This is a genomic window from Ramlibacter sp. JJN2-2R, assembly GCF_057747835.1.
Map to the genome: position 1 here is coordinate 3,074,426 of NZ_CM173226.1, position 21,223 is coordinate 3,095,648.

Genomic DNA, 21,223 nt, shown 5'->3' on the forward strand with positions numbered 1-21,223 from the left:
GCGCCTCAACGGGCCGAGGCGGCCACCTTGCTGAAGAAATCGTAGATGCCCTGGTCGCCCATGCCGCGGGCGTCGGCCAGTTCGCCGGACCGGGTGGTGTAGAGGACCTTGCCGTCGCTGGCGAGCACGGCCACGGCCGGGATGCCCTTCTTGAGCGGCACGCCGTAGCGCTCGGCCAGGTCGGTGTTGCGGTCGAAGCGGCCGACATCGACCTTGACGACGCGGAAGTGCTGGCGGATCAGCGGCGCGGAGGCGCCGTCCTTGAACGCCATGTCGAGCACGCGGCAGTCCGGGCACCAGTTGGCGCCGAAGACCACGAGCACCGGCACCCCGGCTTGCCGCGCCTGCGCCAGGGCCGACTGGACCTGCGCCCTGGCGTCGGCGGCTTCGTCGTACGGGCCGGCCGCGGCGAAGGCCGAAGTGCAGGCGGCGAGCGCCAGCGACAGGATGAGCGAGTGCGGTCCCATGGCGACGGATTGGACCACGGCACGGCCGCGTTCGGTGCCGCGGATCCGGCCGGCGTCACAGCCGGCAACCCTTGATGACGTTCACTGACCGGCGGCCGGCGTAGCTTGCGTGTTCCACCAACTCCAGGAGACCGCCATGCCGAAATTCGTCATCGAACGCGAGCTGTCCGGCGCAGGACGCATGCAGCCGCAGGAGCTGCAGGCCATCGCCCGCAAGTCGTGCGACGTGCTGCAGGAGATGGGCCCGCAGGTGCAGTGGGTCCAGAGCTACGTCACCGCCGACAAGATCTACTGCATCTACAACGCGCCGGACGAGGAGCAGATCCGCGAGCACGCGCGCCGCGGCGGCTTTCCCGCCAACAGCATCTCGCGGGTGATGTCCGTCATCGACCCGACGACCGCCGAGGCCGTGCCGGCGTGATGCGCACCGGCGGCCGGCTGCCGGCGCCGGCCGCGCAGGGACCGAGCGCCGCGCGCGCCAGCACGGCGTCCGTCTGGGGCCGGCAACAACGACAGGTCACGCGAGCCGCAGGATGGTCCGGTTGCGCCAGGCCTTCTCCGCCTCGACGGCCAGCAGCACCACCACCGCGGCGGCGACGCACAGCGCCAGTTCATGCAGCGTGAGCGGCACCGTGCGGAACCAGGGCTGCAGCCACGGGACGTAGATCGTGGCCAGGTGGACCAGCCCCGTGCCGGCGACCGTCGCCACCAGGGGCACGTTGTCGCGCACGCGCATCCGCCACACCGGGTCGATCTCGCTGCGGATCGCCAGCACGTGCGCCATCTGCGCCAGCGTGAGCGTGGTGAACACCATCGTCTGGGCATGCGACGGCGCCGAGGCCATGGCCCAGGCCTGCACGGACAGGCACAGCCCGCCGATGAGGAGGCCGACGAACATGATGTGCTGCCACATGCCGCGGGCGAACAGGCTCTCCTGGGGTGGGCGGGGCGGCCGCTGCATCACGCCGCGTTCGGCCGGCTCCGCGGCGAGCGCCAGGCCCGGCAGCCCGTCGGTCACCAGGTTCACCCAGAGGATGTGGATCGGCAGCAGCGGGATGGGCAGGCCCGCCAGCGGGGCGAGGAAGATGGTCCAGATCTCGCCGGAGTTGCCGGTCATCGCATAGCGGACGAACTTGCGGATGTTGTCGTAGATGCGGCGGCCCTCGCGCACGGCGGCCACGATCGTCGCGAAGTTGTCGTCCAGCAGCACGAGGCTGGACGCCTCCCGGGCGACGTCCGTGCCGCCCAGCCCCATGGCCACGCCGATGTCGGCGCTGCGCAGCGCCGGCGCGTCGTTGACGCCGTCCCCGGTCATGGCGACGAACTCGCCGAGCGACTGCAACGCCTGCACCACGCGGATCTTCTGCGCCGGGTCGACGCGCGCATAGACGCGGATCCCGCGCACCTGCGCGCGCAGCGCGGCATCGTCGAGCGCGCGCAGGTCGGCCCCCGTCAGGATCACGTCCCGCGCCGCCGCGCCCTCCGGGACGATGCCCAGCCGGCGGGCGATCGCCAACGCGGTGGCCGGATGGTCGCCGGTGATCATGACCGGCGTGATGCCGGCCTGGATGCAGTCGCGCACGGCGGCGCGGGCCTCCTCCCGGGGCGGATCGATCAGGCCCACCAGGCCGAGGAACTCCAGCTGCTCGTCCAGCTGGCCGGCGTCCGGGCCGGGGCGAGCGACGAACGAGCGGCGCGCGACCGCCAGCACGCGCAGCCCCCGGGCGGCCATCGCCTCGGCCTCGGCGAGCGGCCCGGCGCGGTCGAGGGGAACGCCGCCATCGGGCTGCCATCGGGCGACGCACTGCGGCAGCACCGACTCGGGCGCCCCCTTGGTGAAGGCGACCCAGCCGTCGGGCGTCTCGTGCAGCGTCGACATCCGCTTGCGCTCGGAGTCGAACGCGAGCTCGTCGCGGCGCGGCAGGCTGGCGTCCAGCGCCTGCTTGTCCAGCCCGGCGGCGGCGGCGGCCTCCACCAGCGCGATCTCCGTCGGGTCGCCCTGCCAGCCCGCCTTGGCCGGCGCCGCGTCGTTGCACAGCGCCGCGGCGCGCAGCAGTTCCAGGACCATGGGCGTGCGGCCCGCCGCTTCCAGCGTCGCGCCGCGGCCGTCGACGACCAGTTCCTCCAGCCGCATGCGGTTCTGGGTGAGCGTTCCGGTCTTGTCGGTGCAGATGAACGTCACGGACCCCAGCGTCTCGACGGAGGGCAGCCGCCGCACCAGCGCATGGAGCGTCACCATCCGGCGCGCGCCCAGCGCGAGCAGGACCGTGAGCACCGCGGGCAGTGCCTCCGGGATGGCCGCCACCGCCAGGCTCAGCGCGGTGAGCAGCATCTGCACCACCGCTTCCCCGCGCAACACGCCGGCGACGAAGATGACGGCGCAGATGCCGAGCACGACCAGGGCCAGCCGCTTGCCGAAGTCGGCCAGGCGCCGCTGCAGGGGAGTGCGGCGGTCCTCGTCCTGCACCATCAGGGCGGCGATGCGGCCCAGCTCGGTGGCCATGCCGGTGGCCACCACCAGGCCGCGCCCGCGGCCGCGCGCGGCGATGGTGCCCTTGTAGGCCATGTTGTTGCGGTCGCCGAGGGCGCTCGCCTCCCCGGACAGCACGCGGGCATGCTTCTCCACCGCCCCCGACTCGCCCGTGAGGGCCGATTCGTCCACCAGCAGGCGCGCCGATTCGGTCAGGCGCAGGTCCGCCGGCACCTGGTTGCCGGCCTCGACGATGACCACGTCGCCCGGCACCAGCGTCCGCGCCGCCACGCGCCGCACCTCGCCGGCCCGCAGCACGGTCGCGTGGGCCGCGGCCAGCTGCTTGAGCGAGGCGAGCGCGCTGTCCGCCCGCCAGGCCTGCACGAAGCCGACCACCCCGTTGAGCAACAGGATGATGACGATGGCCAGCGTGTCGATCCAGTCGCCGAGCAGCCCCGACAGGACGGCGGCCCCGAGCAGGACCAGGATCATGAAGTCGGCGAACTGCTCCAGCAACAGCCTCGCCGGGCTGCGGCGCGCCGCGTCGGGCAGCTCGTTCGGTCCATGCCGCTGCGCGCGGCTTTGCGCGTCGGCCTCGTCCAGCCCCTGACCGGGGTCGACGCGGTGCCGGCGGGCGACCTCCTCCACCTCCTGCAGGTGCCACTCGGCCTCGGGCTGCGGCACCGGCATCAGCGCGCCTCCTCGGCCGCGGCCGGCGCGCGGCCCTGGTCCAGCACCGCGGCGAGCGCGCGCGTGCCGATGGCGGTGGCCAGCGCGGCGAGCAGCGCCAGGCCCCAGTCGGCGGCGTGGAGCGGGCGCAGGTGCAGCCAGGCGCTCAGGGCGGGCACCTGCACCAGCAGGACGAGCGAGGCGAGCGTCAGCGCGACCACCCACCGGTCGGCGGGCCGGCGCAAGCCGCTCAGGACCGCGGCGAAGGCGGCGCTGCAAAGCAGCTGGATGGCCAGCGCCATGCCGCGGGCATGCCCGACGTCGTCGTCCGCGCCGAGCGCGTGCGCATAGCCCCAGATCACGGCCACGCAGGCGAACCCGCCCACCAGGACGATGCCGAGCCAGGCCCGCGGGCCGAAGAAACGCGCCTGCCGCTGGCCCGGCAGGCGCGACAGCGGTCCGCGCACGGGGAAGTCCTGGAAGGCCAGCATCGCGGTCGGATGGATCACCAGCTCCAGCCAGACGATGTGGATCGGCAGGTACAGCAGCGGCTTGCCCATCAGCGGGATCGCGGCGGCGCCGAGCACGAGCGGCAGGTGCACCAGCAGCAGGTAGGCGAACGCCAGGCGCAGGTTCAGGAACAGTTGCCGGCCCTCGGCGACGGCGTCCACCAGGGTGCGGAAGTTGTCGTCGAGCAGGACGATGGGCGCCGCCTCGCGCGCCGCGCTCGTGCCGCGCTCGCCCATCGCGATGCCGATGTCCGCCTGCCGCAGCGCCGGCACGTCGTTCACGCCGTCCCCGGTGACGGCGACCAGTTCGCCCTGCGCCTGCAGGGCCCGCACCAGGGCGAGCTTCTGGACCGGCATGGCGCGCGCCACCACGTCCACCTGCCGCGCGTGGGCGAGCACGCCCGCGGCGTCGTCGCCGTCCTGCAGGACCACCACCTGCGGCGCCTCGCCGCCCAGGCCGACGGCACGGGCGACCGCGCCCGCGGTGACGGGGTGGTCGCCGGTCACCATCACGACCCGGATGCCGGCCGCCAGGCAGGCGCGGATGGCCTCGCGCACGCCCTCGCGCACCGGATCCTCGAAGCCGAGCAGGCCGGCGAACGTGAAGCCGCCGTCCGGTTCGTCGCCCGGCAGCGGCCCGCCCAGTTCCATCTCGGCACACGCGATGACCTTGTGGCCGCTCGCCGCGAGCCGCTCGACCTGGCTGCGCCAGTGTTCGAGTTCGGCCGGGCCGAGGCGGCTGACGCCGAACACGGTCTCCGGCGCGCCCTTGGTGCAGGCCTGGACGGTGCCCCCGGCGCCCTGCCAGAGGGACGTCTCGCGGCGGCGCGCCTCGGTGAACGGGAAGTCGCCGATCCGCCGGGCGCCGGTCGCGGCCGGGGCGGCGGCGTGCAGCGCCTCGTCCAGCGGATCGCCGCTGTCGGCGCGCGCGGCGAGGCCGGCCACCCGCAGCAGCGAGCCGTCGTCGTACCCGGCGGCCGCGATGCGGCGCGTGAGCGTGAGCCGGCCTTCGGTGATGGTGCCGGTCTTGTCGGACACGATGCAGCTGATGCGGCCGATGTTCTCGACCGCGACGGCGCGCCGCACCAGCGCCTTCCTGCGTGCCAGCCGGAACACGCCCAGCCCCAGGAAGAAGGAATAGACCACCGGGAACTCCTCCGGCAGCGCGGCCACCGCCAGCGTCAGCCCGCTCAGCAGCGCGTCGACCCAGCCGTGCCCTTGCGCCAGGCGGACCGCGGCCAGGACCACGCACATGGCGAGCGAGGCCACCAGCAGCACCGCGACCAGCCGGCCGATGGCCCGCTGCAGCGGCGTGGCGGCGTGCCCGCCTTCCGCGGCGGTGCGGGCGATCTCGCCGTACCGCGTGGCGCCCCCGGTGGCGGCGATCCGCACGCGCGCGTTCCCGGTCAGCAGGCGGGTGCCCGTCCTGCACCAGTGCACTTCAGGCACCGGGCCCCCGGCGCGCGCCCGGTCCGGCAGCGGCACCTTGGGCACGGGCAGCGATTCGCCGGTCAGGGTCGACTCGTCGCATTGCAGCCCGGCGCCGGCGACCACCACCCCATCGGCCGGGAAATACAGCCCCGGCCCGATCTCGACCAGGTCGCCGGGCACCAGCTCGCGCGAAGGCACTTCGATCCACGCGCCCCCGCGCAGCACCCGGGCCGTGGCGGCCAGGCGGCTGGCCAGGCCCGAGGTGGAGGCGAGCGTGCGCCGGTGCAGGTACGCGTCCATCCCCAGCAGGGGCACCAGCGCGGCCAGCAGGGTGGCCGCCTCGCCGCGCTGGCCGAGCGCGCCGAACAGCGCGGCGGTCAGCACCAGGAACCACAGCATGGGGTCGCGCGCGGTGTCGCGGGCCACCGCGCGCCAGCCCGAGGCCGCCTCCGGCACGACGTCGTTGAAGCCGTGCAGCCTGCGCGCCTCCAGGACCTGGGCGGCATCGAGGCCGGCCTCCGACGACGCACCGGGGCCCGGCAGCAGGTCCTCGACAGGCATCGAACCGGCCGCCAGCGCAGTCACCCGACCACTCGCACGGGGGACCAGGGCGGGTGCGGCGCCGCGCGCGCGACGCGGATCGCGCCAAGCATCGACGCGCCCCGCCGCATCGCCCGGTCGGCAGGGGAGGAGGTTTGGACAGGACGAAGGCTCTTTTGCATCGGCACGCGCGCACCTGCGGGCCAGGCGCCCGCAGTCAGTATCCGCGCTCGGGCCGCGCGCGGGGGTTGCGACAAGTCAATCGTCGGGCGCGGACCGGGCCCCGGCGCGCGGGCAGCGGGGTGACTCGCCAAGACCGAGCGCGGGCCGCGCCTACCCCGTTTGGGTGGGCCTCGGGCCAGACCCCTAGACAGCCCAAAAACCTTCCGTTACCTTCCGCAACGTTTAGTTAACGGATGTGCAGAATGAAATTCCGTCCTGCGGCCCTCATGCTGGCCTTGGTCTCCACCCTCGGGGGCTGCCAGACCAATCCCCCGCTCCAGAACGCCACCGGCGTGTCGTCGATGGAGGTCGACTCCAGCCGCAAGGGCCCGGTCTCGGGCGTCGGCGTGGAAGGCCAGGACATCGTGTCCATGACCGACCAGATGATGCGCGACATGCTGGCCGAGCCGATCTTTGCCGAGACCGGCAAGCGGCCGCGCGTGATCGTCGACAGCGCCTATTTCGTCAATGAGAGCTCGCAGGCGATCAACCGCAACCTGATCACGCAGCGGCTGATGGTCAACCTCAATCGCGCGGCGCGCCAGCGCATGCAGTTCGTCAACCGCCAGAACTCGGCGATGGTCGAACAGGAGCGCGCGCTCAAGCGCAGCGGCACCACCGACGTCGGCACCACGGGCCTGACCAAGGCGCAGCTGGGCGCCGACTACCGCCTCTCCGGCAAGATCAATTCGCTGGACAGCCGCAACACCAAGACCGGGATGATCCAGCGCTACACGCAGATCTCCTTCGAGATGACCGACCTGGAGACCGGCGAGATCGTCTGGTCCGGCATCTACGAGTTCTCCCGCGCCGCGGCCGACGACGTCATCTACCGCTGAAAGGGCCGCACCCATGAAGAGCCTGTTCCTTGCCGCCGGCGCCGCCGCCCTGCTGGCCGCCTGCGCCGTCCAGCAATCCACGCCACCCACCTTCGCCGGCTGCCGCACCTGGGACCAGCAGGCCGGCCAGGCCAACCTGGGCGCGGTTTCGGTGCTCTCGCCCGAGCTGTCCCGGGTCATCGGCGTGCTCGACATGCAGACCTCGCGCACCGGCACCGGCATGGCCGCGGTGCAGACCACCGTGCAGAACTGCAGCGACGTCGACGTGGTGGTGACCATGCGCACCCGCTTCACCGGCGACCGCGGCCAGAGCGAGCCGCCCAGCGCCTGGAAGGTCGTGCACCTGCCCCCGCGCGGCCAGGCCGTGTACGGCGAGTCGGCCGTCTCCGGCATGACCAAGAGCGTGGCCGTTGACATCTACGACGCCAACCGCGGCCAGTCGCAGTTCGCGCCGGGCCAGACCTACACCGTTCCCGCCACGCCCTCGCCCGCCCGCTGACCGGCGGCCCGCCCAAGGAGATCCCGATGAACCGTCGCCTTGCCTGGCTCGGCGCGTCGCTGGTGGCCGCCAGCGCCGTCGCGCAGACCCCCGCGATCCCCGAGAGCGCCTACCGCCGGGGCATGCCCGAGGTGATCACGCCGGCCACGCCGGTGGCGGCGCCGGGCACCACGTTCGACCGGGCCTCGTTCGCCAGCGCCTATGCGCGCGCCGGCCGTCCGGCCATCGCCGTGCTGTGGAACCGCGAATTCACCGACGCGCTGCAGCAGACGAGCGCGCACCAGATGAGCATCGACACGGTGCGCGCTGGCGCGACCAGCGCCGAGGCGGTGCGGATGCCGGGCTACGCCGCGGTCCAGGGCCAGGGCGCGGTCATCGGCAACACCACGATCACCAGCGGCGAAGTCAAGTCGCAGCAGGCGCAGCGCAGCGGCCCCGTCGAGCGGGTGGACCTGCAGATGCGCGCGGCCTTCATGCAGACGCTGTCGTCCAACGGCGTGCGCGTCGTCGACCGCAACGTCACCATGCGCACCACGGCCGCCAAGGCCAAGGGCGCCCTCGACCAGCAGCAGGTCGAGACCAACGCGCTCAGCCAGCACGCCAAGCTGCTGATGGAAGTGCTCAACACGCCCGACGCGGCGGCCCCCACGGGCTGGGCCACCTACGTGTCGATCAAGCGGCTGGCCGACGGCGTCGTGCTCGCCGAGGGGTACCTCACCGGCGAGTCCACCGCGCCCAAGGGGCCGCAGAAGTTCGAAGCCGACCCGCGTGGCGGCTTCCGCGAAGTGTCGGCACCCGCCCTCACGCCCGGCGACGCCGCCCGCAACGTCGCCGAGCAGGCGATGGTGCGCCTGCGCGCCGCGCTCTGACCGCCTTCCGTCCCCCGCTTCCTCCAGGAGTCACCAAGATGCGAGCTTCCGCGTCGCGCGTTCCGCGCGTGTTGTCCCGAATCGCTCTCGCCGCGGCCGCCGCCGCGTGCCTGCCGGCGCATGCCCAGTTCGGCAGCCTGTTCCAGAGCATGATGCAGGCGCAGCAGCAGGCCGCCGCGCAGCAGCAGAAGCAGCAGGACGCCAAGCCGAGCAAGCGCTGGGGCGCCGCCAAGCCGGTGCCCGCCGAAGTGCAGGCCGCCGCCACGGCGTTCGCCGCGACGGCCAAGTCCGCCGAACTGCGCCCGCTCTACGAGCGCCTGTACATCGAAGGCGAGCGCAATGCGACGCTGAACTTCCAGCGCATCGGCATGGCCGCGCTGGCGGCCGGCGACGTCAACACGGCCGAGAAGGCGTTCGAGGCGGCCGTGGCCCGCATCGAACTGATCTACGCCGACAACCCGGAGGCGCAGAAGGCCAAGTCGCTGTGGACGGCCGAGAAGGTCAAGGACTTCAAGGGCGAGCCGTACGAGCGCGCCATGGCCTACTTCTACCGCGGGCTCGTCTGGGCCGCCAAGGGCGACTTCCAGAACGCCCGCGCCATGTTCAAGCAGGCCGACTACCAGGACACCGTGGCCGAGTCCGAGCAGTACGCGGGCGACTTCGGCCTGATGCCGTTCATGGCCGGCTGGGCCAGCTACTGCGACGGCAACCCGCAGCTGGCCAGGGACTTCGTGCAGCAGGCCGCCAAGGGCGACAAAGCCTATGCCGGCATGAGCGCCGAGCAGCCGGTGCTGGTGCTGTTCGAGACCGGCCGCGCGCCGTTCAAGTACGGCTCCGGCAAGTACGGCGAGGCGCTCAAGTGGGCGCCCCACGACCTGCCCGCGCAGGCCGTCAAGACCGCCTGCGTCTCCGGCACGCAATGCGTGGCCGACAAGTTCATGGTCGGCGCCGACATCGGCTACCAGGCCACCACGCGCGGCGGGCGCCCGATCGACGGCGTGCTCAACGGCAAGGCCTCGTTCAAGGAAGGCGCGCAGGGCGTCTCGGACGTCGCCAGCACCATCGGCGCCGTCGCGCTGGACACCGGCATGATGAGCGGCAACCGCGACGCCGCCGGCCTCGGCATGGTCGGCATGTTCGCCGGCCTGGTGGCGCAGGGCGTGGCCCAGTCCACCCAGGCGCAGGCCGACATCCGCGAGTGGGAGCAGCTGCCCGGCACCGTGTGGCTGGGCAGCGCCAGCGCCCGCTCCACCGCTCCCAAGCTCACCGTCGCCCTCGACTCCGGCGCCACGCAGTCGGCCGCGCGCATCGTCGATGCGCCGCGCTGCCAGCTGTACTGGGGCCGCTCGATCGCGCCGAGCTCGCTGCTCGGCGAGGCCGGCCCGGTCGAGCCCGGCGAACACCAGCGCGACCCGGTTTTCCGCCAGGAGATCCAGTCGATGCTGGGCAGCTGAGCCGGCGGCACCGCCCGGTCCAGGGCCCCCGGCTCGCCGGGGGCTTTTTTTTGTCAACCGCCGGGCCAGCCGCCGCGACGACGCGGCGTTTGGTCTTAAGGGGTTCCCGCAGCTGGCGTTAATTCACCATCTGGTGAATGATGGCCGCGTTCATCCGGAGCCCCATGACCCTTCCCGACCGCTTCCAGGACGTCGCGCAGCTCGAGGACGCGATGTCGCAACCCTCGGCCGCGCTCGTCGCCGACCTGCGCCGCGCACCCGGTGACCTGATGGTCCTGGGCGTGGGCGGCAAGATGGGGCCCACGCTGGCCCGCATGGCCCGGCGGGCCGACCCGGCGCGCCGCGTGATCGGCGTGGCCCGCTTCTCGCAGCCGGGCCTGCGCGAGGCGCTCGAGCAGCACGGCATCGAATGCATCGAGGCCGACCTGCTCTCGCGCGACGCCCTGGCCCGCCTGCCGGACGCGCCCAACATCGTGTTCATGGCCGGGCGCAAGTTCGGCTCCTCGGGCAGCGAATGGCTCACCTGGGCCATGAACGCCCACGTGCCCGCCCTGGTGGCCGAGCGCTTCGCCCGCTCGCGCATCGTCGCCTTCTCCACCGCCTGCGTGTACCCGTTCGTGGACACGGGCGGCAACGGTGCGCCGGAGTCGACGCCGCCGACCGCGCCCGCGGGGGAATACGCCAACTCGTGCGTCGCGCGCGAGCGGCTGTTCGAGCACTTCTCGCACCAGTTCGGCACGCCGGGCCGCCTGCTGCGGCTGTCCTATGCGATCGACATGCGCTACGGCGTGCTGCACGACGTGGCGCAGAAGGTGCTGCGCCGCGAGCCGATCGACCTGGCGATGGGCCACGCGAACGTGATCTGGCAGGGCGAGGCCAACGACTGGGCCCTGCGCTCGCTGGCGCACTGCGACACGCCCACTTCGCCGCTGAACATCAGCGGGCCGAAGATCTCCGTCCGCGAGGTCGCCGTGGCGCTCGGCAAGCGGCTGGGCATCGCGCCGGTGCTGCAGGGCCAGGAGGCGACGACCGCCTGGCTGGTCGACTGCAGCGAGGCATTCCGCCTGTTCGGCCCGCCGCAGGTCGGCCTGGACCGCATGCTGGACTGGACGGCCGACTGGGTCGCGCGCGGCGGCGCCAGCCTGGGCAAGCCCACGCACTACGAGGCGCGCGATGGCAAGTACTGAGGCCGCCACCATGCACTGGACCTCGATTCCGGCCGACTCGCTGCAGGTCCTGCGGCGCGGCGCCGTCATTCCCGCGCACCTGCTGGCCCTGGACGCGCAGCGCCGCCTCGACGAGCGCCGTCAGCGCGCGATGACGCGGTACTACCTGGACGCCGGCGCCGGCGGCGTCGCGGTCGGGGTGCATTCGACGCAGTTCGCCATCCGCGAGGTCGGCCTCTACGAGCCGGTGCTGCAGCTGGCCATGCGCACGGCGCAGGACTGGGAGCCGCTCGGCGGCCGCCGCCCGCTGTTCATGGTCGCCGGCCTCGCCGGCCGCACCCAGCAGGCGGTGCGCGAAGCCGGCATCGCACGCGGGCTGGGCTACCACGCGGGCCTGCTCAGCCTGGGCGCGATGAAGGGCGCCGGCGAGGCGGAGCTCATCGCCCACTGCCGCGCCGTCGCAGACGTGATGCCGCTGGTGGGCTTCTACCTGCAGCCGGCCGTCGGCGGCATCCACCTGCCGGCCTCGTTCTGGCAGCAGTTCGCGGCCATCGACAACGTGGTCGCGATCAAGATGGCGCCCTTCCATCGCTACCGCACGCTCGACGTGATCCGCGGCACGATCGCCGCCCGCGCCGAGGAGCGCGTGACGCTCTACACCGGCAACGACGACCACATCGTGCTGGACCTGCTGGCGCCCTTCACCTTCCTGCGCGACGGCCAGCCGGTCACCGTGCGCATCCGCGGGGGTCTGCTGGGCCACTGGAGCGTGGGCACGCGCCGGGCGGTGGAGCTGCTCGAGCGCATCCACGCCGCCGTCGCCGCCGGGTCCGTGCCGCTGGACCTGCTCGCGCTCGACGGCCAGGTCACGGACTGGAACGCGGCGCTGTTCGACGTGGCGCACGACTTCCACGGCTGCATCGCCGGCTGCCATGAAGTGCTGCGCCGCCAGGGCCTGCTGGAGGGCACGTGGTGCCTCGACCCGGCCGAAGGCCTGAGCGCCGGCCAGGCCGAGGAGCTCAGCCGCGTGAATCGCGACTATCCCCACCTGAGCGACGACGCGTTCGTCGCCCGCCACCGGGAGCGCTGGCTCGGGTGAGGCGCGGGCCCCCGCCTGCGCGGGGACCACACCGGCCCGGCGCCCACCCCTCCCGCCCACCCACGGGCAACCCTCGTTGACAGCCTCGCCACCCCCGGCTTAGAGTCACCGCAATTCACCAACGAGTGAATTAAAAACCACCTAGGAGACACACGATGGACAAGCGCTTCTTCCTGCAGGCCGCCGCCGCGGCCGTGGCGATCGCCGTGGCCGGCCCGGCCGCGGCCCAGAACTGGAAGCCCACGCGGCCGATCAACCTGATCGTGCCGTGGGCCGCCGGCGGCTCCACCGACCAAGTGACCCGCGTCACCGCCGCGGAGCTGGAGAAGGCGCTCGGCCAGACCATCGTGATCGTCAACCAGCCGGGCGCCTCCGGCGCCATCGGCACCAAGAGCGCGCTCGACGCCCCCAAGGACGGCTACACCTGGACCGCCGGCGCCGCGCAGGACCTGGGCGCCTACCAGGCGCTCGGCGCAGTGAACACCAGCATCAAGGACTGGCACCTGTTCCTGAACGTCGCCAACATCCAGGTGATCGGCGTGAATCCGCAGCGCCCCTGGAAGAACGCCAAGGAGCTGCTGGACGACATGAAGGCCAAGCCGGGCCAGATCAGCGTCGCCACCGCGGGAGTCACCTCCGCCGCCCACGCGGCGATGGACCAGATCGTCAAGGCCACCGGCGTCAAGTACAAGGAAGTCTCGTACGACGGCGGCAATCCCGCCGTGGTGGCCACGGTCGCCGGCGAGGCCGACCTCACCACGCAGCTGGCCGTGGAGCAGGCCGACATGATCCGCGGCAAGCGCCTGCGCCCGCTGGCCACCGTGAGCGACAAGCCGCTGGAGCTGGAGGGCTACGGCACCATCCCGCCGCTGTCGCAGACCGTGCCCGGCTTCAATGCACCGGCCAACTACTTCGGCATCTTCCTGCCCAAGGGCGTGCCCGACGAGGTGGTCAAGACGCTGGAGAAGCTCTGGTCCGAGCAGATCGCCAAGAGCGAGGCGCTGAAGAAGTACGCCACCAGCCGCGGCGCGCTGTTCAACCCGCTGGCCGGCGACGCCGCGCAGAAGGCCGTGTTCCCCGCCGTCCAGGCCAACGCGTGGAACCTGCACACGAGCGGCAAGACCAAGGTCGCGCCCGACACCGTGGGCATCCCCAAGCCCTGAGGCGCAGCCAGCCATGACCGATCCCGCACTCGTTCCCGAGCACAGCGTCGCGGCCGGCACCGACCGCGAGGCCAGCCCGCCGCGGTCCGACCTCAAGGACGCGATCGGCTGGATCGTGTTCGGCCTGGCCGTGCTGGCCGGCTCGGTCACGATGGACCGGCTCGAGCAGCAGAACATCAACCCGGTCACGGCGCCGGGGCTGCTGCCCGGCCTGCTCGGGATCGCCATGGTGCTGCTGGGCGCCGTGCTGGCGCTGCGCAGCTGGCGGCGCGGCGCGCTGCATGCCGCGCCCGCCGCCCCCACCGCGCACGAGCGCGAGTCGGCCAGGCGCGTGTGGATCGCCATCGCCCTGTGCGCGGGCTACGGCGTCGTGCTGGTGGGCCACGGCCTCCCGTTCTGGCTGGCCTCGACGCTCTACGTCACCACGTCGATCCTCGTGTTCCAGCGCATCAGCCCCGATCCCGCCGAGCGCCGCCTGGCGCCGCGCGCCTGGATCCGGGCGCTGGTGATCGGCGCGGCGTCCTCCGTCGTCACCTGGCTCGTCTTCGAACGGCTGTTCCTCGTGCGGCTGCCCTGAGGCCCGCTTCGACTCCCCCTCTTCTCGCAAGGCCTCCCATGCTCCAGGGACTGCAAGACCTCGGTGCCGCGTACCTGAGTTTCATGAACCCGCTCACGCTCCTGTACGGGCTGGGCGGCGCGTTCGTGGGCATCGTGATGGGCATCCTGCCGGGCCTGTCGGCCACGCTGGCCATCGCGCTGCTCACCACGCTGACCATCAAGCTCGGCACCAACGACGCCATCCTGGTGCTGATCTGCTCCTACGTCGGCGCCCTCTACGGCGGCTCGCGCACGGCGATCCTGCTGAACATCCCGGGCACGGCCGCCAACGCGGCCTCGTGCGCCGACGGCTACGCGCTCGCGCAGCAGGGCCAGGCCGGCCGCGCCATCGGCATCGCGACCTCCGGCGCCTTCGTCAGCACGCTGATCGGCGTGCTGTGCCTGGCGCTGTTCACGCCGCTGCTGGCCGAGGTCGCGCTGCAGTTCGGCGCCTTCGAGTTCTTCTGGCTCGCCCTGTTCGGCGTCACCATGTCCGGCAGCATCGTCGGCGGCGACCCGCTCAAGGGCTGGCTGATGGGCCTGCTGGGCCTGTTCATCGCGCAGGTGGGCCAGGAGAGCCTGTACGCCTACAACCGCTTCACCTTCGACTGGGACGAGCTCTCGGGCGGCATCGCCCTGATCCCGGCGCTGGTCGGCGCCTTCGGCCTGGCCGAGGTGCTGACCACGCTGGCCGACCCCATCGAACGCAAGATCGTCGACCTGAAGGACTCGGTGCTGCCGCGCTGGCGCGAGGTGATCCAGTACAAGTGGACCGTCCTGCGCTCGGGGATCATCGGCGTGCTCACCGGCCTGCTGCCCGGCGTCGGCGAGGACGCCGGCGCCTGGATGTCGTATGCGGCCGCCAAGGCCGCCAGCAAGGAGCCGGAGAAGTTCGGCAAGGGCTCGATCGACGGCCTGATGGCGGCCGAGACCGGCGACATGTCGTCGATCCCCGGCCACATCATCCCGTCGCTGGCCCTGGGCATCCCGGGCTCGGCGCCCTCGGCGGTGCTGATGGCCGCGATGATCATCCACGGCGTGCAGCCGGGGCCGATGCTGATGATCCAGCACCCGCAGTTCATCTACCACGTGGTCGCCATGACCACGCTGGCCTCCATCACCATCCTGCTGTTCGGCCTGTTCGGCGTGCGCCCGCTGCTGCACGTGCTGAAGGTGCGCCGCGGCATCCTGATGCCCATCGTGTTCCTGCTGTGCACGGTCGGCGCCTTCGCCACCGCCTCGCGCCTGTTCGACATCTACGTGATGCTGGCCATCGGCATCGGCGCCTTCTTCCTGCGCCGGCGCGGCTACGAGATGGCGCCGCTGGTGCTGGGCCTGGTGCTCGGCCCGCTGCTGGACAAGAGCCTGCGCCGCGGCCTGGTGCTGTCGGACGGCAGCATCGGCCCGTTCTTCTCGCGCCCGATCGCGATGGTGTTCGCCGCCGTCACCATCTTCACCATCCTGCTGTACGTGCCGGCGTTCAAGGCCGGCGTCAACCGCGTCAAGGGCGGCGCTGCCGACCTGGTGCGCGGCATGTTCGGCCGCCGTGCCTGAGGCATTGCCATGAAGATCGCGCTGTGCAACGAGGTGCTGCAGCCGCTGCCGTTCGAGCAGCAGTGCCGGCTGGCGGCTTCGCTCGGCTACGACGGGCTCGAGGTGGCGCCGTTCACGCTCGCCGACGACCCGATGCGCCTGGACGACGCCGCGGCCGCGCGGTTCGCCGCCATCGCCCGTGACCACGGCCTGGCCATCACGGGCCTGCACTGGCTGCTGGTCGCCCCCGCGGGCCTGTCGATGGTCAGCGACGATGCGGTGCTGCGCGACCGCACGGCGGGGGTGATGGAGCGGCTGGTGGACCTGTGCGCCGCGATGGGGGGCCGCTACCTGGTGCATGGCTCGCCCAGGCAGCGCTCCGTGCCGGCCGGCAGCACGCCGCAGCAGGCCTGGGACCGCGCGCGCGAGTGCCTGGCCCGGGCGGCGCGCCGCGCGCAGGCCTGCGGCGTCACGTACTGCATCGAACCGCTCTCGCGCCGCGAGACCGACCTGGTCAACACGGTCGAGGACGGCGTGCGCATGGTGCGCGAGATCGGCTCGCCCGCCCTGCAGACCATGATCGACTGCAGTGCGGCCGGACAGGCCGAGCACGAGTCCGTCGCCGACCTGATGGCGCGCTGGATGCCCACCGGCCACATCGCCCACGTGCAGGTCAACGATCCCAACCGGCAGGGCCCGGGCCAGGGCGACATGGCCTTCGCGCCGATCCTGCGCGCGCTGCTGGCCATGCAGCGGCACGGCCACTACCGCGGCGTGATCGCCGTCGAGCCCTTCGACTACGTGCCCGACGGCCCGGGGTCGGCCGCGCGCGCCATCGGCTACCTGCGCGGCGTGCTGGAAGGCGTGGCTAGCGATGGCTGACGCGCCGCGCCTTCGCCTGCGCGAGGTCCGGCTGTTCGAGCGGCCGGTGCGCCTGCGCCTGCCGTTCCGCTTCGGCGTGGTGACGCTGCGCGAGTGCCCGCAGGCCTTCGCGCGCGTGCGGGTGGAGACGCCCGACGGCCGCAGCCAGTGGGGCGCGGCCGCCGAGCTGATGGCGCCCAAGTGGTTCGACAAGAACCTGCAGCTGACCAACGAGGACAACTTCGAGCAGCTGCGCGAGGTGCTGCGCCTGGCGCGCGACGCCTGGCTGGCCGACGCCACGGCCGCCACCGCCTTCGGCCACTTCGCGCGCCACCACGACGCCCACCAGGCCGCCTGCGCCGCGCGCGGCTACAACCCGCTGCTGGCCGCCTACGGCCCGGCGCTGCTCGACCGCGCCGTGCTCGACGCCCTGTGCCGCGTCGAAGGCGTGTCGTTCTACGCCGCCATGCGGGCCAACCTGGCCGGCATCGGCAGCGAGCACCCGCAGTTCGCCGGCCTCGACGTCGCGTCGCTGCTGGCCGGCCTGCGCCCCGCCGACCGCATCGAGGCGCGCCACACGGTCGGCCTGGTCGACGCCATCACGGCCGCCGACCTGAAGGAGCGCGTCGGCGACGGCCTGCCTGAGACACTGGAGGAGGTGATCGCGGCCTACGGCCACCGCTGGTTCAAGCTGAAGGTCGGCGGGAACGTCGGCGCCGACATCGACCGGCTGCGCGCCATCGCCGCCGTGCTGGACCGCAGCCCGGCGCCCTACTTCGCCTCCCTGGACGGCAACGAGCAGTACGAATCCGCCGCCGGCGTGGCCGAGCTGGTGGCGGCGATGCGCCGCACGCCGTCGCTGGCCCGCCTGTGGTCGTCGATCGTGTTCATCGAGCAGCCCATCGCCCGCAAGCTGGCCCTGGCCGAGGACCTCCGGGGCGCCGACCTGGGCAAGCCGGTCATCATCGACGAGTCCGACGGCGAGCTCGATGCCTTCGTGCAGGCGCGCGCGCGGGGCTACGCCGGCGTGTCGTCCAAGACCTGCAAGGGCGTGTACCGCTCGCTGCTCAATGCAGCGCGCTGCGCCGCCTGGAACCGCGAGGAAGGCTCGCCCCGCTACTTCCTGTCGGCCGAGGACCTCACCACGCAGGCCGGCCTGGCGGTGCAGCAGGACCTGGCGCTGGTGAACCTGCTGGGCATCACCCACGTCGAGCGCAACGGGCACCACTACGTCGACGGCATGGCCGCCCTGCCCGCCGCCGAGCAGCAGGCGTTCCTGCAGGCGCACCCGGACCTGTACGCGCGCAGCCATGGCGCGGTGCGGCTGGCTCTCCGCGACGGCCGCATCGCGCTCGGCTCGCTGGACTGCGCGGGTTTCGCCAGCGCCGCCATGCCGGACTTCGTCGCCATGCAGCCGCTCGCGGGCGGCGCCGGGAGCCGGGCATGACCGCCGCCGCGCGCCCACCCCGCCCGCGCCGCGAGCCGGCGGCCGCGCCCGACGAGCGCCTGCGCGATGCCGACCGCTCCCAGGGCACCATCCTGGCCGCCGCGCGCGACGAGTTCGCCGAGTTCGGCCTCGGCGGCGCGCGCATGGACCGCATCGCCGAGCGCGCGGGCCTGAACAAGCGGCTGATCTACTACTACTTCGAGGACAAGGAGACGCTGTTCCAGGCCGTGCTGGAGCAGTCGTACCGCGACATCCGCGAGGCCGAGCAGCAGCTGAACCTGCTGGAGCTGGAGCCGGCCGACGCGCTGCGCCGCCTGGTGGAATTCACCTGGAGCTACTACCTCGAGCACCCGGAGTTCCTGACGCTGCTCAACAGCGCCAACCTGCACCGGGCGCGCCACCTGGAGCAATCGAAGCGCGCGCGCGAGCTGAACTCGCCGCTGATCGAGATGCTCGAGCGCATCCTGGAGCGCGGGCGCCGGGACGGCACGTTCCGCGGCGGCGTCGATCCGCTGCAGCTGTACATCTCGATCGCCGGCCTGTCGTACTTCTACCTGTCGAACAACCACACCCTGTCCGCCATCTTCGGGCGCGACCTGATGGCGCCCAAGGCGCGCCAGGAGCGCCTGGGCCACATGTGCGACGTGATCCTCGGCTACGTGCTGCGGGACTGAACGCCGCGCCCACCACACCACTATCCGAAGGAGTCCCCCATGGCCACCCAACGTCTGGGAATCATCATGCACGGCGTCACCGGCCGCATGGGCATGAACCAGCACCTGATCCGCTCGATCGTCGCCATCCGCAACCAGGGCGGCGTGCCGCTGTCCAACGGCGACAGGGTGATGCCCGACCCCATCCTGATCGGCCGCAACGCCGAGAAGATCGAGGCGCTGGCGCGCACGCACAGGATCGAGCGCTGGGGCACCGACCTGGACAAGGCGCTCGCCAACCCGGACGACACCGTCTTCTTCGACGCCGGCACCACACAGATGCGCCCCACCCTGCTGGCCAAGGCGCTGCGCGCGGGCAAGCACGTGTACTGCGAAAAGCCCATCGCCACCACGCTGGCCGAGGCGCTGGACATCGCCAAGACGGCGCAGGCCTCGGGCCTGAAGCACGGCGCGGTGCAGGACAAGCTGTTCCTGCCCGGCCTGCGCAAGCTGGACATGCTGCGCCGCGCGGGCTTCTTCGGCCGCATGCTCAGCCTGCGGCTGGAGTTCGGCTACTGGGTGTTCGAAGGCGACCTGCAGCCGATCCAGCGCCCCAGCTGGAACTACCGCGCCGAGGACGGCGGCGGGATGATCCTGGACATGATGTGCCACTGGCGCTACGTGCTGGACAACCTGTTCGGCCAGGTGAAGTCGATCTCCTGCCTGGGCGCCACCCACATTCCGCGGCGCTGGGACGAGAACGGCAAGCCCTACCAGGCCACGGCCGACGACGCCGCCTACGCCATCGCCGAACTGGTGGGGCACGACGGCGAGCCGGTGATCGCGCAGCTGAACATGTCGTGGGCCACGCGCGTGCGCCGCGACGACCTGGTGACGTTCCATGTCGACGGCACGCACGGATCGGCCGTCGCCGGCCTGACCGACTGCCGCGCGCAGAGCCGCGTCACCACGCCGCGCCCGGTGTGGAACCCCGACGTGAAGCAGACCATGGACTTCTTCGACCAGTGGCAGGACGTGCCGGACACGCAGGTGTACGACAACGGCTTCAAGGTGCAGTGGGAGCACTTCATCCGCCACGTGGTCGAGGACGCGCCCTACCAGTGGACGCTGCCCGAGGGCGCCAAGGGCGTGCAACTGGTCGAGGCCGCGCTGCAGTCCTGGAAGGAGCGGCGCTGGGTGGACGTGCCCGCGCTGGAGATTTGACCCACCCCCGAAGCGCCTGCGGCGCCACCCCCTCGCGGGGGCGCCACCGCCGGGCCGGCCAGGCCGGTCCCGCGGTGGCACGAGACGGCTGCACGCCCTGGAGACCGAGATGACCCGATCTGTCCTGCTGCCCACACGCGCCGGTGCGCTGGAGACCTACGCCCTGCGCGGCCAGGCGCCGGTGCGCCCCGCGCCCGGCGTGAAGTTCAACCGCATCGCATATTCGGCCGCGCACGTCGTGGCCGACCCGCGCGCCGCCATCGACCCCTGGCTGCAATCGGCGCTCGACTGGGACGCCACCATCGCCTACCGCCAGCGCCTGTGGTCGCTGGGCCTGGGCGTGGCCGAGGCCATGGACACCGCCCAGCGCGGCATGGGCCTGGACTGGCCGACCTCGCTCGAGTTGATCCGCCGCTCGCTCGACGCCGCCCGCGACGTCCCCGGCGCGCTGGTCGCCTCGGGCTGCGGCACCGACCACCTGGCCATCGACGACGTGAAGACCGTCGACGACGTGATCCGCGGCTACGAGGAGCAGATGGCCGCCATCGAGAAGCTCGGCGGCCGCCTGATCGTCATGGCCAGCCGCGCGCTGGCCCGCGTGGCGCGCGGCCCGGCCGACTACGAGCGCGTGTACGGCCGCATCCTGTCGCAGGCCAGGCAGCCGGTGATCCTGCACTGGCTGGGCGAGATGTTCGACCCCGCGCTGGCCGGCTACTGGGGCTCGCGCGACACCGATGCCGCGATGGGCACGGCGCTGGGCGTGATCGCGGCGCATCCGCACAAGGTGGACGGCATCAAGATCTCGCTGCTGGACAAGGACAAGGAGATCGCGATGCGCCGGCGCCTGCCCGCGGGCGTGCGCATGTACACCGGCGACGACTTCAACTATGCCGAGCTGATCGCCGGCGACGGCTTCGGCGGCGAGCCCACGCACGGCAGGAGCGATGCGCTGCTGGGCATCTTCGACGCCATCGCGCCGGCGGCCAGCGCGGCGCTCGGCGAACTGGCGCAGGGCAACGTGGAGCGCTTCCACGCGATCCTCGGTCCGACGGTGCCGCTGTCGCGCCACATCTTCGCGGCGCCCACGCGCTTCTACAAGACGGGCGTGGTGTTCATGGCCTGGCTCAACGGCCACCAGTCGCACTTCACCATGGTCGGCGGCCAGCAGAGCGCGCGCAGCCTGGCGCACCTCGCCGAGCTGTTCCGCCTGGCCGACGCGGCCGACCTGCTGGAGCAACCCGAGCTCGCCGTGCATCGCATGCGCACGCTGCTCGCGCTGCATGGGGTGGAGTGACACACGGGCCTTGTCGTCGCGCGATCGCGTGAACGACCAGTCCTCGTGTTGTCGTCCCGGGCTTGCATGACCCACCAGTCCTGTCATCCCGGGCTTGACCCGGGATCCAGCACCGTCGGGCGGCCCGCGCACCGGACTGGATTGCGGGTCAAGCCCGCAATGACAGGCGACCGGGCAACCACACGGCCATGACAAGCGACGCGGCCCGGCGGCCGCA

Annotated in this window: 18 protein-coding genes; 15 read left to right on the forward strand and 3 right to left on the reverse strand. The window is 72.4% G+C overall.

All coding sequences use genetic code 11. The features are described from left to right. Positions 1–5: 5 nt before the first annotated feature. Positions 6–467 (reverse strand): thioredoxin family protein, encoded by a 462-nt coding sequence (locus AC3ANR_RS14890; RefSeq protein WP_488288884.1) that lies wholly within the window; start codon positions 465–467, stop codon positions 6–8. 136 nt (positions 468–603) lie between these two features. Here AC3ANR_RS14890 and AC3ANR_RS14895 point away from each other — a divergent pair, with 136 nt between their 5' ends. Further along, complete coding sequence (locus AC3ANR_RS14895) at positions 604–888, forward strand: DUF4242 domain-containing protein (RefSeq protein WP_488288885.1); 285 nt, start codon at positions 604–606, stop codon at positions 886–888. 96 nt (positions 889–984) lie between these two features. Here the strand turns inward: AC3ANR_RS14895 and AC3ANR_RS14900 are convergent, their stop codons facing one another. Together AC3ANR_RS14900 and AC3ANR_RS14905 are read right to left on the reverse strand one after the other, a co-directional pair. Next, positions 985–3,627: a cation-translocating P-type ATPase gene (locus AC3ANR_RS14900; RefSeq protein ID WP_488288886.1), complete on the reverse strand. Its 2,643-nt coding sequence runs from the start codon at positions 3,625–3,627 to the stop codon at positions 985–987. Beyond that, positions 3,627–6,107, reverse strand: a complete 2,481-nt coding sequence (locus AC3ANR_RS14905; RefSeq protein ID WP_488288887.1) for a cation-translocating P-type ATPase — start codon at positions 6,105–6,107, stop codon at positions 3,627–3,629. Before AC3ANR_RS14905 ends, AC3ANR_RS14900 begins: the two co-directional genes overlap by 1 nt. Positions 6,108–6,511: 404 nt before the next feature. On the opposite strand from AC3ANR_RS14905, the gene AC3ANR_RS14910 reads away from it, so the two are divergent. From AC3ANR_RS14910 to AC3ANR_RS14975, 14 genes are all read left to right on the forward strand, one after another. Further along, positions 6,512–7,147 carry a penicillin-binding protein activator LpoB gene (locus tag AC3ANR_RS14910; protein ID WP_488288888.1) on the forward strand — a complete coding sequence of 212 codons (636 nt, stop codon included), beginning with the start codon at positions 6,512–6,514 and terminating at the stop codon, positions 7,145–7,147. A gap of 13 nt (positions 7,148–7,160) precedes the next feature. Next, positions 7,161–7,646 carry a hypothetical protein gene (locus AC3ANR_RS14915; RefSeq protein ID WP_488288889.1) on the forward strand — a complete coding sequence of 162 codons (486 nt, stop codon included), beginning with the start codon at positions 7,161–7,163 and terminating at the stop codon, positions 7,644–7,646. A 26-nt stretch (positions 7,647–7,672) separates the two neighbouring features. Next, positions 7,673–8,515 carry a hypothetical protein gene (locus AC3ANR_RS14920; RefSeq protein WP_488288890.1) on the forward strand — a complete coding sequence of 281 codons (843 nt, stop codon included), beginning with the start codon at positions 7,673–7,675 and terminating at the stop codon, positions 8,513–8,515. Between the two features lie 71 nt (positions 8,516–8,586). Then, positions 8,587–9,969 carry a tetratricopeptide repeat protein gene (locus AC3ANR_RS14925; protein ID WP_488288891.1) on the forward strand — a complete coding sequence of 461 codons (1,383 nt, stop codon included), beginning with the start codon at positions 8,587–8,589 and terminating at the stop codon, positions 9,967–9,969. 164 nt (positions 9,970–10,133) lie between these two features. Continuing rightward, on the forward strand, positions 10,134–11,156 hold the full coding sequence (locus AC3ANR_RS14930) for an NAD-dependent epimerase/dehydratase family protein (RefSeq protein WP_488288892.1): 1,023 nt from the start codon (positions 10,134–10,136) through the stop codon (positions 11,154–11,156). Continuing rightward, positions 11,143–12,234 carry a dihydrodipicolinate synthase family protein gene (locus AC3ANR_RS14935; protein WP_488288893.1) on the forward strand — a complete coding sequence of 364 codons (1,092 nt, stop codon included), beginning with the start codon at positions 11,143–11,145 and terminating at the stop codon, positions 12,232–12,234. Before AC3ANR_RS14930 ends, AC3ANR_RS14935 begins: the two co-directional genes overlap by 14 nt. Before the next feature lie 155 nt (positions 12,235–12,389). Then, on the forward strand, positions 12,390–13,397 hold the full coding sequence (locus AC3ANR_RS14940) for a tripartite tricarboxylate transporter substrate binding protein (protein ID WP_488288894.1): 1,008 nt from the start codon (positions 12,390–12,392) through the stop codon (positions 13,395–13,397). A gap of 13 nt (positions 13,398–13,410) precedes the next feature. Next, positions 13,411–13,974, forward strand: a complete 564-nt coding sequence (locus AC3ANR_RS14945) for a tripartite tricarboxylate transporter TctB family protein (protein WP_488288895.1) — start codon at positions 13,411–13,413, stop codon at positions 13,972–13,974. A 38-nt stretch (positions 13,975–14,012) separates the two neighbouring features. Beyond that, a complete protein-coding gene (locus AC3ANR_RS14950) occupies positions 14,013–15,548 on the forward strand; it encodes a tripartite tricarboxylate transporter permease (protein ID WP_488288896.1) in 1,536 nt (511 codons plus the stop codon). Between the two features lie 9 nt (positions 15,549–15,557). Then, the gene (locus AC3ANR_RS14955) at positions 15,558–16,409 is read left to right on the forward strand and encodes a sugar phosphate isomerase/epimerase family protein (RefSeq protein ID WP_488288897.1); all 852 of its coding nucleotides are present in this window, start codon (positions 15,558–15,560) and stop codon (positions 16,407–16,409) included. After that, complete coding sequence (locus AC3ANR_RS14960) at positions 16,402–17,835, forward strand: enolase C-terminal domain-like protein (protein WP_488288898.1); 1,434 nt, start codon at positions 16,402–16,404, stop codon at positions 17,833–17,835. The genes AC3ANR_RS14955 and AC3ANR_RS14960 overlap by 8 nt, the downstream gene beginning before the upstream one ends. After that, a complete protein-coding gene (locus AC3ANR_RS14965) occupies positions 17,832–18,509 on the forward strand; it encodes a TetR/AcrR family transcriptional regulator (protein ID WP_488288899.1) in 678 nt (225 codons plus the stop codon). The genes AC3ANR_RS14960 and AC3ANR_RS14965 overlap by 4 nt, the downstream gene beginning before the upstream one ends. Before the next feature lie 39 nt (positions 18,510–18,548). Then, complete coding sequence (locus AC3ANR_RS14970; RefSeq protein ID WP_488288900.1) at positions 18,549–19,712, forward strand: Gfo/Idh/MocA family protein; 1,164 nt, start codon at positions 18,549–18,551, stop codon at positions 19,710–19,712. A 109-nt stretch (positions 19,713–19,821) separates the two neighbouring features. Beyond that, positions 19,822–21,006 (forward strand): dihydrodipicolinate synthase family protein, encoded by a 1,185-nt coding sequence (locus tag AC3ANR_RS14975; RefSeq protein ID WP_488288901.1) that lies wholly within the window; start codon positions 19,822–19,824, stop codon positions 21,004–21,006. The last annotated feature ends 217 nt before the right edge of the window (positions 21,007–21,223 follow it).